This window comes from Aliihoeflea aestuarii (genome assembly GCF_024105665.1).
Lineage (GTDB): Bacteria > Pseudomonadota > Alphaproteobacteria > Rhizobiales > Rhizobiaceae > Aliihoeflea > Aliihoeflea aestuarii.
The window spans coordinates 1-14,288 of sequence record NZ_JAAAMK010000012.1 but is presented as its reverse complement, the minus strand read 5'-3'; the positions used below and the strand labels follow the sequence as shown (position 1 = coordinate 14,288).

Annotated in this window: 11 protein-coding genes, 1 tRNA gene and 1 pseudogene; 7 read left to right on the top strand and 6 right to left on the bottom strand. The window is 62.1% G+C overall.

What is annotated here, in order from left to right; all coding sequences use genetic code 11:
- Positions 1 to 184 precede the first annotated feature (184 nt).
- Together GTW25_RS18115 and GTW25_RS18110 are read left to right on the top strand one after the other, a co-directional pair.
- Entirely contained in the window at positions 185 to 1,624 is a 1,440-nt protein-coding gene (locus GTW25_RS18115) for an aldehyde dehydrogenase family protein (RefSeq protein ID WP_252913681.1), read from the top strand.
- A gap of 435 nt (positions 1,625 to 2,059) precedes the next feature.
- Positions 2,060 to 2,599, top strand: coding sequence for a transglutaminase-like cysteine peptidase (locus GTW25_RS18110; RefSeq protein ID WP_252913679.1), 540 nt, complete (start codon positions 2,060 to 2,062; stop codon positions 2,597 to 2,599).
- 3 nt (positions 2,600 to 2,602) lie between these two features.
- Here the strand turns inward: GTW25_RS18110 and GTW25_RS18105 are convergent, their stop codons facing one another.
- The 3 genes from GTW25_RS18105 to gshB form a co-directional block, all read right to left on the bottom strand.
- Positions 2,603 to 3,304, bottom strand: a complete 702-nt coding sequence (locus tag GTW25_RS18105) for a hypothetical protein (RefSeq protein WP_252913678.1) — start codon at positions 3,302 to 3,304, stop codon at positions 2,603 to 2,605.
- Positions 3,305 to 3,467: 163 nt separating this feature from the next.
- The gene (locus tag GTW25_RS18100) at positions 3,468 to 5,000 is read right to left on the bottom strand and encodes a YifB family Mg chelatase-like AAA ATPase (protein WP_252913676.1); all 1,533 of its coding nucleotides are present in this window, start codon (positions 4,998 to 5,000) and stop codon (positions 3,468 to 3,470) included.
- A 125-nt stretch (positions 5,001 to 5,125) separates the two neighbouring features.
- Positions 5,126 to 6,067: a glutathione synthase gene (gshB, locus tag GTW25_RS18095; RefSeq protein ID WP_252913674.1), complete on the bottom strand. Its 942-nt coding sequence runs from the start codon at positions 6,065 to 6,067 to the stop codon at positions 5,126 to 5,128.
- 212 nt (positions 6,068 to 6,279) lie between these two features.
- Between gshB and GTW25_RS18090 the strand changes: the two genes are divergently transcribed.
- Positions 6,280 to 7,551, top strand: coding sequence for a putative bifunctional diguanylate cyclase/phosphodiesterase (locus GTW25_RS18090; protein ID WP_252913673.1), 1,272 nt, complete (start codon positions 6,280 to 6,282; stop codon positions 7,549 to 7,551).
- Here GTW25_RS18090 and GTW25_RS18085 read toward each other — a convergent pair.
- Positions 7,544 to 7,903, bottom strand: coding sequence for a septal ring lytic transglycosylase RlpA family protein (locus GTW25_RS18085; protein ID WP_252913671.1), 360 nt, complete (start codon positions 7,901 to 7,903; stop codon positions 7,544 to 7,546). The genes GTW25_RS18090 and GTW25_RS18085 overlap by 8 nt on opposite strands.
- 426 nt (positions 7,904 to 8,329) lie before the next feature.
- On the opposite strand from GTW25_RS18085, the pseudogene GTW25_RS18080 reads away from it, so the two are divergent.
- Positions 8,330 to 9,247: pseudogene (locus tag GTW25_RS18080) on the top strand (Abi family protein).
- Between the two features lie 92 nt (positions 9,248 to 9,339).
- On the opposite strand, the gene GTW25_RS18075 reads toward GTW25_RS18080, so the two are convergent.
- Positions 9,340 to 9,415, bottom strand: a tRNA-Ala gene (locus GTW25_RS18075).
- 102 nt (positions 9,416 to 9,517) lie between these two features.
- Positions 9,518 to 9,892 carry a TIGR02300 family protein gene (locus GTW25_RS18070; RefSeq protein ID WP_252913777.1) on the bottom strand — a complete coding sequence of 125 codons (375 nt, stop codon included), beginning with the start codon at positions 9,890 to 9,892 and terminating at the stop codon, positions 9,518 to 9,520.
- Positions 9,893 to 10,139: 247 nt separating this feature from the next.
- Between GTW25_RS18070 and aroA the strand changes: the two genes are divergently transcribed.
- The 3 genes from aroA to rpsA all read left to right on the top strand — a co-directional run bounded on the left by aroA (position 10,140) and on the right by rpsA (position 14,024).
- Positions 10,140 to 11,480, top strand: coding sequence for a 3-phosphoshikimate 1-carboxyvinyltransferase (gene aroA / locus GTW25_RS18065; protein WP_252913670.1), 1,341 nt, complete (start codon positions 10,140 to 10,142; stop codon positions 11,478 to 11,480).
- The gene (gene cmk, locus GTW25_RS18060) at positions 11,477 to 12,124 is read left to right on the top strand and encodes a (d)CMP kinase (protein ID WP_252913668.1); all 648 of its coding nucleotides are present in this window, start codon (positions 11,477 to 11,479) and stop codon (positions 12,122 to 12,124) included. Before aroA ends, cmk begins: the two co-directional genes overlap by 4 nt.
- Positions 12,125 to 12,320: 196 nt before the next feature.
- A complete protein-coding gene (rpsA, locus tag GTW25_RS18055; RefSeq protein WP_252913667.1) occupies positions 12,321 to 14,024 on the top strand; it encodes a 30S ribosomal protein S1 in 1,704 nt (567 codons plus the stop codon).
- Positions 14,025 to 14,288: the final 264 nt, after the last annotated feature.

Here is a 14,288-nt window from a genome sequence, read left to right as displayed (position 1 = left end):
GGCCAAATTGCAACAGCGCCTTTCGGGGGCCGCGACGGTTTGTCCCGATGCGACGCGTGGTCGCCTCTGTGCGCCGCACCATGGCGACCCGCGTAAGCTGGAAGACGGCGGTGCTGTTGTCGTTTCGAAAATGACGCGCCATATGTGGCGTCAAGATTCACAACCATGTGAGAGGACATCGGCCATGTTGAGGAAGACCGAATTTTACATCGACGGAAAATGGACCGCGCCGGCCAAGCCCAACGAGTTCGAGGTGATCAATCCCGCTGATGAACAGCCCTTCGCGATTATCTCGCTTGGCTCGCAGGCCGATGTCGACACGGCGGTCGCCGCCGCGCAGCGCGCGTTTCCGGCATGGTCCGTAACGAGCAGGGAGGAGCGGCTCGCCTGGCTCGATCGCCTGCTTGAAGCCTACAAGGCGCGCATGAACGACATGGCGAAAGCGATCTCCGAGGAGATGGGCGCGCCGATGAAGCTCGCCATGGAAAGCCAGGCCGCCGTCGGCATCAGCCACATCAAGACGTTTACCCGTGCGCTGAAGAACTTCGAGTTCGAACATGCGCTGGACGAGCGTAATCCGCAGGAGCGGATCGTTCACGAGCCGATCGGCGTCGTCGGCCTGATCACGCCGTGGAACTGGCCGATGAACCAGGTCACGCTGAAGGTCGTGCCCGCCATCGCGGCCGGCTGCACCGTGGTCCTCAAGCCTTCGGAGGTCGCGCCGCTGTCCTCCATCGTCTTCGCCGAGATCGTTGCAGCGTCGGATCTGCCGGCCGGCGTCTTCAATATGGTCAATGGCGATGGCCCGACCGTGGGCGAGGCCATGTCGCGCCATGCGGGCATCGACATGATGTCGTTCACCGGCTCGACCCGCGCCGGCGTCGCCGTCACCAAGGCATCCGCCGACACGATCAAGCGCGTGACGCTTGAGCTCGGCGGCAAGTCGCCCAACATCGTCTTCGCCGATTCCGACCTCGAAGCGGCCATCGCGCGCGGGCTCGACCATTGCTTTGAAAATACCGGCCAGTCCTGCAACGCGCCGACGCGCATGCTCGTGGAGCGCTCCGTCTACGACCGCGCCGTCGAACTTGCGGCCGGACACACGGCAAAGGTGAAGGTCGGCAATCCGGCCGAGGACGGCGACCATATCGGCCCGCTCGTCTCGCAGGTCCAGTTCGACAAGGTGCAGGGCCTGATCGACGCAGCGATCAAGGAAGGCGCCAAGCTCGTCGCGGGCGGTCCCGGCCGGCCCGAAGGCTTCAACCGCGGCTATTACGTGCGCCCGACTGTCTTTGCCGACGTGACCAACGAGATGACCATCGCCCGCGAGGAAGTCTTCGGGCCGGTGCTCGCGATGATCCCGTTCGAAGGCGAGGACGAAGCCGTCGAGATCGCCAACGACACGCCCTACGGGCTTTCGAGCTACGTTCAGACCGGCGACGCCGAAAAGGCACGGCGCGTCGCCAAAAGGCTGCGCTCGGGCATGGTGCAGATCAACGGCGCGTCGCGCGCGCCCGGCTCGCCCTTCGGCGGCTACAAGCAGTCCGGCCTCGGCCGCGAGGGCGGCAAATACGGCATCGAGGACTTTCTCGAAGTGAAGGCGGTGGCCGGCTGGCCGCAATAAGTCCGTTGCCGATATGCTCGAGCCGGTCGTTCTGACAAGACCGGCTCACGAACGAGCGCCGCGATCCAACGCCGGATCGCGGCGTTTTTTGTGGCTCGATCCGCATCCCAAAGGCCGCGCGAAGCGCGTTCGCAATCGGACATCCGCCTGGCGGGACCGTCTGCAAAACATCAATCCGCATTTATGGTTAACCAATGATTGCCCGGATTTCGGGCAGTTTTGTGTGTGCTGATTGTCACAGCGCCCCTCGCAGGCATGTGCATATCGCCTGCGTCAATTGACACCCGATCTCAGCCAATCTTAACATTTCCTTAACGACGCGAAAAACGTGCGACGATCGGGGCTGGACGAATGGGCGGACCATCAAGATTCCCGCGAGTGCTTTGGGGCGCCATTCTGGCGGGGGCACTTCTTCATGCAGCAGCGGCGGCGGCGATGCCAACGCACGCACCGGCGATGAAGACAGGCGGCCTGACGTCGCAGCCGATCGGCCATTACGAATTCTGCCACCGCAAACCGGAGGAATGCTCGATCCGCCCGATCGAGCAGGGCGCATTGGTCGTGACGCCCGCAGTCTGGCGCCTGGTCGAGGAGGTCAACCGCCAAGTGAACGCGGCGGTCAGGCCGATGAGCGATTTCGAGGTCTATGGCCGCGAGGAATGGTGGGCCTATCCGGTGAACGGCGTGGGCGATTGCGAGGATTACGCGCTGGAAAAGCGCAAGCGGCTCGCCGAGGCCGGCATTTCGCTGTCCAATCTCCTGATCACCGTGCTGCGCAAGGCCGACGGCGAGGGCCATGCGGTTCTGACCTTGCGCACCGACCGGGGTGATTTCATCCTCGACAATCTGAAGCCCGACATCCGGCCCTGGACGCAGACCAACTACCGGTTCCTCAAACGGCAGGCGAGCAATCATACCGGCCAGTGGGTGACACTGCACGAGGATCGCAACCTGCTGGTCGGCGCACTGCGCTAAGCGTCAGATCAGATTACATTCAAATCGGTGTAAAAAGTCTTCGCACTTCTCAAGCACTTGAGACGTTTCGTCGATGAAATTTTGAAGCACCAGTATGGCGGCGTCATTATCAAATTCAACTTGGTTCGTAAGTCGCACCTCGACGGAAGTCTTGAAATCCTGTTGAATTCTAATCGGCGTACCGGATGTTATCATATTTATTTCGTTGGCCGCATTTCCTCCAATAGCGCAGTCGGATAGCGTCGTGGTGCCAATGGTCGCATGAATATTCCTGACGTTGCCAACGGCGACCGTTGGAAGAATAAATTCATGCTTATCAGAATTATTTAGCCTGCTCATAATGCTCAAAGTATGCCCGGCCCCCTTCTGATACGGCTGGATCGTTTGAGCGACAAACTCGGCCGCTTCGGGAAATGCCTTTTCGATATGGTTATAGGAAGGTTGGCTTTTCAGGTTTTCGATATCCGAGCCAAATGGCATCGAAAAGCGACCCGTTCTCCTTGTGCTACCAAAATTGTGGACGGCTGCACTCATCCAGTAGTCAAGCGCAGAGCGAAGATTATGCAAAACATCGCCTATTATCAGCGCGTAATGCTCTCGGACGGGACCGGTGGGTACGTAACGGAGATTAAAAGTATCAGCCTGACGCAAAAGCACTACAGACCGATGACTGTACAGAACTATATCGTACAGGTAGCGCGGCATTACTTCGCTATCTTGCCGTAGCGTATTAAGGTGCCGTTCGGCCCATTGAACCTTCAACCGAGGTTGAAGCATGACATCATTCAATGACATGGGCCAACGTGAGGCAATTGGCCAAACGAGTAATGACGCTCCAAGCTATCTCCTGTAATTTTATCTTTCTGCATCACGCTGCCGCGGCCATTCGTTCGCCGGCGATGCGGTAGGAAATCGCCTCGGCGAGATGGATGCGCCCGACATTCTCGCAGCCATCGAGATCCGCCAGCGTGCGCGCGACCTTGAGGACGCGGTGATAGGCGCGGGCGGACAGGTTCAGCTTTTCGCTGGCGTCGCGCAACAGTGCCGCGCCCGCCGCGTCCGGCGCGGCGATTCTTTCGATCATCGCCGCCCCGCAATGGGCATTGGTCGTGAAGGACGGCAGTCCGAGCGCCGCGTAGCGCGCGGATTGCAGCCCGCGCGCCGCCGCGACCCGCGCCCAAACCGTCTCGCTCGCCTCCGCGCGTCCGGGCGCGATCAGATCGGCGGCGGTGACGGCAGGCACCTCGATCCTCAGATCGATGCGGTCGAGGAGAGGTCCAGAAATGCGGCCCTGATAATCGGCCTGGCAGCGCGGCCCGCGCGCGCAGCGATGGCCGGGCTCACCTGCCATGCCGCAGCGGCACGGATTCATCGCCGCGACGAGTTGTATGCGCGCGGGATAGGAGACGCGGTGATTGGCCCGCGCGATCACGCTTTCGCCGTTCTCGACCGGCTGGCGCAGCGAATCGAGCACGGCCGGTTGAAATTCGGGAAGCTCGTCCAGAAAGAGAACGCCGTTATGGGCGAGCGACACCTCGCCCGGCCGCGCGCGCAAACCGCCGCCGACCATGGCGGCCATCGAGGCGGAATGGTGGGGGTTGCGAAACGGACGCCGGTCCGACAATTTGCCGCCGGCAAGTTCGCCCGCGATCGAGGCGATCATGGAAACTTCGAGCAGTTCTTTAGCGGCCAAGGGCGGCAGGATGGAGGGCAGGCGCTGCGCCAGCATCGACTTGCCCGAGCCGGGTGGTCCGATCATCAAAAGGTTGTGGCCGCCGGCCGCCGCCACTTCGAGCGCGCGCTTGGCGCTTTCCTGCCCCTTGATGTCGGCGAGATCGAGCAGATCGGCCGGCTGCGGATCGACCATCGGTTCGGGACGGGCCAGCACCTGCGTGCCGCGAAAATGATTGGCCATGGATATCAGGCTGCGCGGCGCCAGAATGTCGATCTCGGCGCCGGCCCACGCGGCTTCCGAGCCGCAGGCAGCCGGGCAGATCAGCCCGCGGCCCGCCCCGTTGGCGCCGATCGCGGCGGGAAGCACCCCGGAAACCGGCGCGATGGTGCCGTCGAGCGCCAGTTCGCCGAGCACGACATAGTCATCGAGCGCATCGGAGGGGATAGCACCGAGCGCCGCCATCAGCCCGAGCGCGATCGGCAAATCGTAGTGGCTGCCCTCCTTCGGCAGATCGGCCGGCGCGAGGTTCACGGTGACCTTTTTCGGCGGCATCGACAGGCCCGACGCGTGCAGTGCCGCCTGCACGCGCTCGCGGCTCTCGGCCACCGCCTTGTCCCCGAGACCGACGATATTCATGCCGACCTTGCCAGGCGCGATCATCACCTGAACGTCGACCGGAACCGTCTCGATGCCCTGAAAGGCGATCGTGCGAACCCTTGAAACCATGCCCCACTCTCCTTGCGGAAAGACAAGCACGAACTTCAGATCAAATCAAGAACAATAAGCGAACAAAAAGACGCTCCGGTTATGCCTTGGTTGCAGTTGTTTGCAAACTTGGAACAAACGCGCGTTCAGCCACGCTTCGCTTCGACCGCGTCCCAGAAAAGCGCCGCGATATCCGCACCGCCGAACTTCTTCACCTCGCGTACGCCGGTCGGCGAGGTGACGTTGATCTCGGTCATGTAGTCGCCGATGACGTCGATGCCGACGAGGATGAAGCCGCGCGCCTTCAGCGACGGTCCGATGCGGGCGCAGATCTCGCGTTCGCGTTCGGTCAGGTCCGTCGCCTCGGCGCGGCCGCCGACATGCATGTTGGAGCGCGAATCGTGTTCGGCCGGTACGCGGTTGATCGCGCCCACGGGCTCGCCGTCGATCAGGATGATGCGCTTGTCGCCCTTGCGAACCTCCTTGAGATAGCGCTGGACGATGAAGGGCTCGCGGAACATCTGCTCGAACATTTCGAGCAGCGAGGCGAGGTTACGGTCGCCCTCCTGCAACATGAAGATGCCCGCTCCGCCATTGCCATAGAGCGGCTTGACGATGATGTCGCCATATTCCTTGCGGAAGGCGTCGACCTCTCGGCTGTCCTTGGTGATGAGCGTCTCCGGCATCAGGTCCGGGAACTCGGTGACGAAAATCTTCTCCGGCGAGTTGCGCACCCATGCGGGGTCGTTGACCACCAGCGTCTTCGGATGGATGCGCTCCAGAAGATGCGTCGTGGTGATGTAGTTCATGTCGAAGGGCGGGTCCTGGCGCAAAAGCACCACGTCCATCTCGCCAAGATCGACACGCTTAGGCTCGCCAAGGGTGAAATGCGCACCCTTCATGTCCGCCACGCGCATTTCCTCGGCGCGCGCCGTCACCTTCCCGTTCCGCATCGACAGCCGGTCGGGCGTGTAGTGGAAGAGCGCGTGGCCGCGCTTTTGCGCTTCGAGCGCCAGCGCGAAGGTCGTATCGCCCGCGATCGAAACGGTCGAGACATGGTCCATCTGGAAAGCGATCTTCAAGGTCATGGAGGCTCCGAACCAGCGACGCCGGACGATTTCTTCCGGCTGCGAATGCTCTAGCCATTTCGCGCCCGCTTGCCAATCGCGCTTTCTTCTTCGCGGCGATACGGTTCGGAAAGCTTTTTCTGCGAACCTCGCGCGCAACGATAAAAAGGGGGAGCATAGCGGGGGCTTTGGGAAGCGGGATCGACAGCGTCCGGACCGATGCGGCGGGAGTCATGACAGACCCGCTGACGGGTCTTGGCACAAGGCTGCGGCTGGAAGACAAGATCGCCCGCCTGATCGGCAAGCGCCAGTCCGACCCCGCCCCGTTCGCCATCGCCGTGGTCGACCTCGACGGCTTCAAGCCGATCAACGATCTTTATGGCCGCAGCGCCGGCGACGGCATCCTGAAGCAGGCAGCGCTGCGCCTTCGCGCGGCGCTCGATGACACATCCACGGTCACGCGCACGGGCTCGGACGAGTTCACCATCCTGTCTCCCTTCATCTTCAGCGCGAAGGCGGCGGAGCGTCTGGCCCACACGCTCGTCGCCGTGCTGTCGGCCCCTTACGACATCGGCGCGCGCACGGTCCGGCTGACCGCCAGCGTCGGCTCGGCCATCTACGACGATGCGTGCGAAACCGCCTCGCAGCTCATCGCCAAGGCCGAAACGGCGCTCTACCAGGCACGGCGGACGGGTCGCAACCGCGTCGTGGTCTATTCGCGCGAGCTGGTCGAGGCGGCGCAATCTGTCACGCGGATCGAGCAGGCGCTGCGCCGCGCGGTTTCCAGCGGCGAGGTGGAGCCGCATTTCCAGCCGATCGTCGAGATGCGCACGGGCCGCATCCTGGGCTTCGAGGCGCTGGCCCGGTGGCGCGATGCCGATCTGGGCGTCATATCGCCCGGCGTATTCATCCCCATCGCGGAAGAGCGCGGCATCATGCCGGATCTGTCGCGGCTGCTTCTCATCAAGTCGGCGGAGACGGCGCGCAACTGGCCGGACCCGCTGTTCCTGTCGTTCAACCTGTCGTCCGAACAACTGATCGACGCATCAACGGCGGGTGAGGTGATCGCGATCGCCGATCGGGTCGGTTTCGACCCAAAGCGGCTCGAAATCGAGATCACCGAGACCGGACTGATGACGATGCCCGAAACCGCCGCGTCGATCATCGCCGAGTTCAAGGATGCCGGCGTGCGCATCGCGCTCGACGATTTCGGCACCGGCCAGTCCTCGCTCGGAAGGCTGCGCGAATTCCCCTTCGACAAACTCAAGATCGACCGGTCTTTCGTTTCAGGTCTTCTGAGCGATCGCGCTTCGGAGCATATCGTCAGGGCCATCCTTGCCATGTGCACCGGTCTGGGAATCGAGGCGGTCGCCGAAGGCATCGAGGAAAAGGCGCAGGCCGCGCGCCTCGACAAATTCGGCTGCCTGCTGGGTCAGGGCTATCTCTACGGCCGCGCTGTTTCGGCGCGCGCGGCGACGGAGCGCGTCGCGAAGCCGCTCAGCTAAGGCCTTCGAGGCAAATTTTGGTGTGTCCGGCGCTGACGAAGCCAAGCTTGTGCGCCGCTGCCCGCGACAGATCGAGGACACGGCCCTTGGTGAACGGCCCGCGATCATTGATGCGCACGATGACCTCGCGGCCGTTTTTCTGGTTGACGACCTTGATCTTCGATCCGAACGGCAAGCTTCGATGGGCGGCCGTCATGCCTTCGGGGTTCATCCGCTCGCCGGAGGCGGTCTTGGAGGTCAGCGCATACCAGGAGGCGCTGCCGCATTGCGCGTTCGCATGGCCGGCCGAAATGGTGATTGCGACCGCACCAGCCAGCGCGATGCCGGAAAAGCGGATGAAGCGTGCCGTCATGCCGGAAATCCATACCCGTTGAAGTCAATGTGGCGGGTAGGGGGCGAATGAGGCCTTGATGGGGTCGCGCAACCCCAAGTGGAACACGTTTCGAATCGGCCTGAAATAGCCAGGTTGAAACTAATCCGGTTGTAGGGGCGGCACGCCGACTATTGATCCGCGTTTGCCACGTAGATGCGACAGACGCGTTTCCACGGGTTACTCGTCTCCGTAATGAAAAAAAATTCGAATCTGGATCAAGGGTTTGCGGTGATAGCCCGTTATTTCCGATAGAATTTCGGATTAGCCATTTTTGCTTTCTTAGGATGAATGGGCCATATCTCACCGCAACAACACCCGCCACGCCTCGGACGAGACTTCGGTTGCGCACTGCGCACCCCGGCGGGTTTTTCTTTTTTGCGATCAAGAATCTGTCTATGAGACGGTATGAAGTTCGCGAAACCATCCCTTTCTATAGCTGACCAGATCGACCGCATCGAAAAGCGGGGAATGACGGTGCCGGATCGAGCGCACGCCGCGCACTGCCTCCAGCACATCAGCTATTATCGGCTGCGGGCTTATTGGCTTCCATTCGAGGACGCTGCGCCTGCGGATGGCGAGCACAAGTTCAAGATCGGCACCTGCTTCGATGATGTTCTCGCTCTGTAGATCTTCGACCGCCGGCTACGTTTGCTGGTGATGGATGCGATCGAACGGGTTGAGGTCTCACTGCGCGGCACATGGGCGCATCATCTCGCAATGAAGTACGGCCCGCATGGTTACCTAGACCCGCTCTTGTACTGGCGAGCGGATCGCTACGCACAAGCCTTCTCGCGTCTCATTGAGGATCTGGAGCGCTCCAAGGATACATTCGTCGTTCAGTACCGGGAAAAGTACGACGATCCGGAACACCCTCCAATCTGGATGACCGCGGAAGTTAGTTCGTTCGGCCAGCTATCCATGTGGTACAGCAATTTGAAGCATCGTCCAGACCGACGGGCAGTTTCCAAGCCCTACGGTCTCGACGAATCAATAATAATCTCGCTTGCCCACCATTTGACGTATGTCCGCAATATCTGTGCGCACCACGGTCGCCTTTGGAACAAGCAGATCACGGTGAAGATGACCGTCCCCAAAATCGCCAGCAAGCCTCAAACTTGCATGAATGAAGTCGTGCCTGGCAGGCTGTACAACACGCTTGCTGTACTCGGTTATCTCATGGGCATCGTAGCGCCAGGAACCAACTGGCGTCAGCAGATTTTGGAACTCGTGGGCTCGTGCCCGCTCGCCGATCCTGTGGCTATGGGGTTTCCGGCCAATTGGAAAGCACTTCCGGCTTGGAAGCTTCTTTCAACATCCGAATAGCTCCTGTAAATCTGGCGTGCTTCCCTAAATGGGTTAGCGCATCAGCCTCAAACGACATCTAGCCGCAAGCCTTTAATTTTTATTAGAAAAATTGGTGGAGCCAAGCGGGATCGAACCGCTGACCTCCTGCATGCCATGCAGGCGCTCTCCCAGCTGAGCTATGGCCCCGGACCGGCAAAAAGGCCGGTGCGAGGCGGCTTCTAGCGCCGCCCCGGATGTATTGCAAGCCCAAAAGCACCCGCCTGGATGCTTTCGGCCGACGCCCCAGCGTCAGGTGTCGTCGTCGTCGTCGCCGACGCCGATGATGTCGTCGAGGCCGTCATCGTCCTCGTCCTCGTCATCGGCAAGGAAGGTATCGTCGTCGTCACCGTCGATTTCGACGTCGTCATCGTCGTCTGCCGAGTCGCCACCCTTGGCTTCTTCGTCGGCATCCTCGAGCGAGACGGTGTCGGCATCGCCCTCGATGACCTCCTCTTCCTGCTCCTCGACCTCTTCTTCCTCTTCGATCGCGGAGCCGCTGTCGAAATAGGAACGCGGGTAGGACTGGCCCGTATAGGGCGAAACGATCGGGTCTTTGTTCAGATCGTAGAATTTACGGCCCGTTTCAGGGCAGATTCGCTTGGTGCCAAGCTCGGGTTTCGCCACGGTGAGCCTCATCGTGTCTTCGGTCTTCTTCCCGCAGGCTCCGAGACTATCGGCGCGGGCAAGAACGGTCGCATGGGGGTGAAATAATGCGCGTCCCCATACCCATTGAATGACCGACTGTCAAAGCCAATGTCAACCACAGATCGCTGTCGGCGGCGCTACAGGGATGACCGACGCGAAAACGCATGTTAGGAAGCCGGCGTCCCGTGACCTTTCGCGCCTCCCGCACAGACAAAGAGCGATCCCCATGTCCGCCGCCGCAGAACCCAGCCCCGCCACCGCGCATGCCGCAAAGGCGCTCACAGGTTCGGTCCGTGTGCCCGGCGACAAGTCGATCTCGCACCGCTCGCTGATGTTCGGCGGGCTTGCGGCCGGTCAAACGCGCATTGCCGGGCTTCTGGAAGGCGAGGACGTGCTGCGCACCGGCGAGGCGATGAAGGCCATGGGCGCGGTCATCACCAGGACGAACGAAGAGTGGATCGTCGAGGGCACCGGCAACGGCGCCTTGCTTGAGGCTACCGAACCGCTCGATTTCGGCAATGCCGGCACCGGCTCGCGTCTGACGATGGGCCTCGTCGGCACCTATGACATGGAAACGACCTTCACCGGCGACGCGTCGCTGTCGAAGCGTCCCATGAAACGTATTCTCGATCCGCTGCGCGAATTCGGCACGCAGATCGTCTCCATGGCCGAAGGTGAGCGCATGCCGCTCACATTGCGCGGACCGAAGCGCGCCGCGCCGATCACCTATCGCGTGCCGATGGCGTCGGCGCAGGTGAAGTCGGCGGTGCTTCTGGCCGGCCTCAACGTGCCGGGCGTCACCACGGTCATCGAGCCGGTCATGACGCGCGACCACACCGAAAAGATGCTCGCCGGCTTCGGCGCGCAGATCGAGGTCGAGACGGACGGCGAGGGCGTGCGCCACATTCGCCTTCTCGGTGAGCCGAAGCTGACCGGCCGCGCGATACAGGTGCCGGGCGATCCCTCCTCGGCGGCCTTTCCGCTGGTCGCAGCCCTGATCGTTCCAGGTTCCGATATCACCATCGAGAATGTCCTGATGAATCCGACCCGCACGGGGCTGATCGACACGCTTCTCGAAATGGGCGGCTCGATCGAGCTTCTCAACCGGCGCGACGCCGGCGGCGAGGACGTGGCCGACCTGCGCGTGCGCCATTCCGACCTCAAGGGCGTTTCCGTTCCGCCCGAGCGCGCACCCTTCATGATCGACGAATATCCGGTGCTCGCCGTCGCCGCCGCCTTCGCCGAAGGCGAGACGGTGATGAACGGGCTCGACGAGTTGCGCGTGAAGGAAAGCGACCGGCTCACCGCGACGGCGGACGGCCTCAAGTCAAATGGCGTGACTTGCGTCGAGGGGGAGGATTTCCTGCGCGTGACCGGCACGCCCGGCGGCAAGGGCATCGGCGGCGGCACTGTCGCCACGCATCTCGACCACCGCATCGCGATGGCCTTCCTCGTTCTGGGATTCGCCGCCGAAAAGCCCGTCACTGTCGACGACCGCGCGATGATCGCGACGAGCTTTCCCGAATTCATGGACCTGATGGCGTCTCTCGGCGCGGAGATCGAATGACAGACACCACCGAAAGCCGCCCGCTCGTCATCGCCATCGACGGCCCCGCCGCCTCCGGCAAGGGCACGCTGGCACGGCTTCTCGCCGGTTATTATGCCTTGCCGCATCTGGATACGGGCCTGACCTATCGCGCCGTCGCGCTGGCGCTCCTGATGGAGGATTTGTCGCTCGACGACGAGGCGCTGGCCGAGCAGGTCGCAGTCAATCTCGATCTCGAAGCGCTCGACCGCAATCGCCTTAACGCCTATGGCGTCGGGGAAGCCGCCTCCCGTGTCGCTGTCATGCCTTCCGTGCGCCGCGCGCTCGTCGCCAAGCAGCGCGAATTTGCGCAGACGCCGCCCGGCGCGGTGCTCGACGGGCGCGACATCGGCACGGTCGTCTGTCCGGACGCCGACGTGAAGCTCTATGTCACGGCGAGCCCGGAAGCCCGCGCCCTGCGCCGTCATCAGGACGCGCCCGAGGTCTCCTATGACGACGTTCTGGCCGATATCGCCCGCCGTGACGCGCGCGACATGGGGCGCACGGACTCGCCGCTGAAGCCCGCCGAGGACGCGCACTTGCTCGATACGACGGAAATGGATATAGAGACGGCCTTCCAGGCGGCGAGATCCGTGATCGACGATCGGCTCGCTGCCCGGACTTGAGTCCTGAAGAGCGGACGGCCTGCCTCGCGCCCTTGAGCGGTTGCGAGCGCGGGCATTCAGCTTTTCGAATTAAAATCGGCCCCGTCGCATCCTGCGCCGACTTTTCGATCCGAAAGGATCGATGCGACATGGGCCTCGATCAACACCAACCCCGGCGCCGCTCGAGGCCTAAAAGCCCGAGCTTCCAGGAGCTTAAATGTCAAACGCAAACCCCACCCGTGACGATTTCGCCAGCCTTCTCGAGGAGTCCTTCTCCGAGAACCATTCCGCCGAAGGCTCCGTCGTCAAGGGTATCGTTACGGCCATCGAAAAAGACATGGCCATCATCGACGTCGGCCTGAAGGTCGAAGGCCGTGTCCCGCTGAAGGAATTCGGCGCGAAGGCCAAGGACGGCCAGCTCAATGTTGGCGACGAAGTCGAAGTCTATGTCGAGCGCATCGAGAACGCGCTGGGCGAAGCCATGCTGTCGCGCGACAAGGCACGCCGCGAGGAAAGCTGGGTCAAGCTCGAAGCCAAGTTCGAGGCCGGCGAGCGCGTCGAAGGCATCATCTTCAATCAGGTCAAGGGCGGCTTCACGGTCGATCTCGACGGCGCCGTGGCGTTCCTGCCGCGTTCGCAGGTGGACATTCGCCCGATCCGCGACGTCACCCCGCTGATGCACAACCCGCAGCCCTTCGAAATCCTCAAGATGGACAAGCGCCGCGGCAACATCGTCGTTTCGCGCCGTACCGTGCTTGAAGAGAGCCGCGCAGAGCAGCGTTCCGAAATCGTCCAGAACCTCGAAGAGGGTCAGGTCGTCGAGGGCGTGGTCAAGAACATCACCGACTACGGCGCGTTCGTTGACCTCGGCGGCATCGACGGCCTGCTGCACGTCACCGACATGGCCTGGCGCCGCGTCAACCACCCGACGGAAATCCTGTCGATCGGCCAGACCGTCAAGGTCCAGATCATCCGCATCAACCAGGAAACTCACCGTATATCGCTCGGCATGAAGCAGCTCGAGGCGGATCCGTGGGAAGGCATCGGCACGCGCTACCCGATCGGCAAGCGCGTCACCGGCAAGGTCACGAACATCACCGACTACGGCGCGTTCGTCGAGCTGGAGCCGGGCATCGAGGGCCTCATCCACGTTTCGGAAATGTCCTGGACCAAGAAGAACGTCCACCCCGGCAAGATCCTGTCGACGACGCAGGAAGTCGACGTGGTCGTTCTCGAAGTGGACCCGCAGAAGCGCCGCATCTCGCTTGGCCTCAAGCAGACGCTGGAAAATCCGTGGGAAGTTTTCGCGCGCACCTACCCGGCCGGTTCGGTCGTGGAAGGCGAGGTCAAGAACAAGACCGAGTTCGGCCTGTTCATCGGTCTCGAAGGCGATGTCGACGGCATGGTGCACCTTTCCGACCTCGACTGGACGCGTCCGGGCGAGCAGGTCATCGAGGAGTACAATCGCGGCGACATGGTGCAGGCGCAGGTTCTCGACGTGGACATCGAGAAGGAGCGCATCTCGCTTGGCGTCAAGCAGCTCGGCAAGGATGCGATCGGCGATGCCGCCGCTTCCGGCGAACTGCGCAAGGGCGCGATCGTTACCTGTGAAGTCACCGCGATCAAGGATGGCGGCCTCGAAGTGAAGCTCGTCGATCACGACATCGAAAGCTTCATCAAGCGTGCCGACCTCTCCCGCGACCGCGACGAGCAGCGCCCCGAGCGTTTCTCGGTCGGCCAGAAGGTCGATGCCCGCGTCACGCAGTTCGACAAGAAGACCCGCCGCCTCACCGTCTCCATCAAGGCGCTGGAAATCGCCGAGGAGAAGGAAGCGGTCGCTCAGTACGGTTCGACCGACTCGGGCGCTTCGCTCGGCGACATCCTCGGTGCCGCGCTGAAGAAGCAGAACACCGACAACTAAGCTTCAAGCTTCGTTGGAAGGACACGAAGCCCCGCCGGAGCGATCCGGCGGGGCTTTTCTTTGGTGTTGGTTTCTGAGTTTGTAGCCGTGGATGCGCCCCACAGCTTAGATTTTCCGGCGATTGAAGGTTGAAAGGGCGAGGCCTGGCAACTGTGTTTTCAGGCGTATTGTTTTTGTTGGCGTTGCATTGCGTTGAGGACGGTGAGGAGTTTCCTTGCGACGGCGATGATGGCGAGTTTCTTGGAGCCGGATCTCGCGGCGATT

Excerpts from the sequence above, each read along its gene's own strand:
- GTW25_RS18115 (WP_252913681.1), top strand. The coding sequence starts at position 185 with ATGTTGAGGAAGACCGAATTTTACATCGACGGAAAATGGACCGCGCCG.
- GTW25_RS18110 (WP_252913679.1), top strand. The coding sequence starts at position 2,060 with ATGCCAACGCACGCACCGGCGATGAAGACAGGCGGCCTGACGTCGCAG.
- GTW25_RS18105 (WP_252913678.1), bottom strand. The coding sequence starts at position 3,304 with ATGCCGCGCTACCTGTACGATATAGTTCTGTACAGTCATCGGTCTGTA.
- GTW25_RS18100 (WP_252913676.1), bottom strand. The coding sequence starts at position 5,000 with ATGGTTTCAAGGGTTCGCACGATCGCCTTTCAGGGCATCGAGACGGTT.
- gshB (WP_252913674.1), bottom strand. The coding sequence starts at position 6,067 with ATGACCTTGAAGATCGCTTTCCAGATGGACCATGTCTCGACCGTTTCG.
- GTW25_RS18090 (WP_252913673.1), top strand. The coding sequence starts at position 6,280 with ATGACAGACCCGCTGACGGGTCTTGGCACAAGGCTGCGGCTGGAAGAC.
- GTW25_RS18085 (WP_252913671.1), bottom strand. The coding sequence starts at position 7,903 with ATGACGGCACGCTTCATCCGCTTTTCCGGCATCGCGCTGGCTGGTGCG.
- aroA (WP_252913670.1), top strand. The coding sequence starts at position 10,140 with ATGTCCGCCGCCGCAGAACCCAGCCCCGCCACCGCGCATGCCGCAAAG.
- cmk (WP_252913668.1), top strand. The coding sequence starts at position 11,477 with ATGACAGACACCACCGAAAGCCGCCCGCTCGTCATCGCCATCGACGGC.
- rpsA (WP_252913667.1), top strand. The coding sequence starts at position 12,321 with ATGTCAAACGCAAACCCCACCCGTGACGATTTCGCCAGCCTTCTCGAG.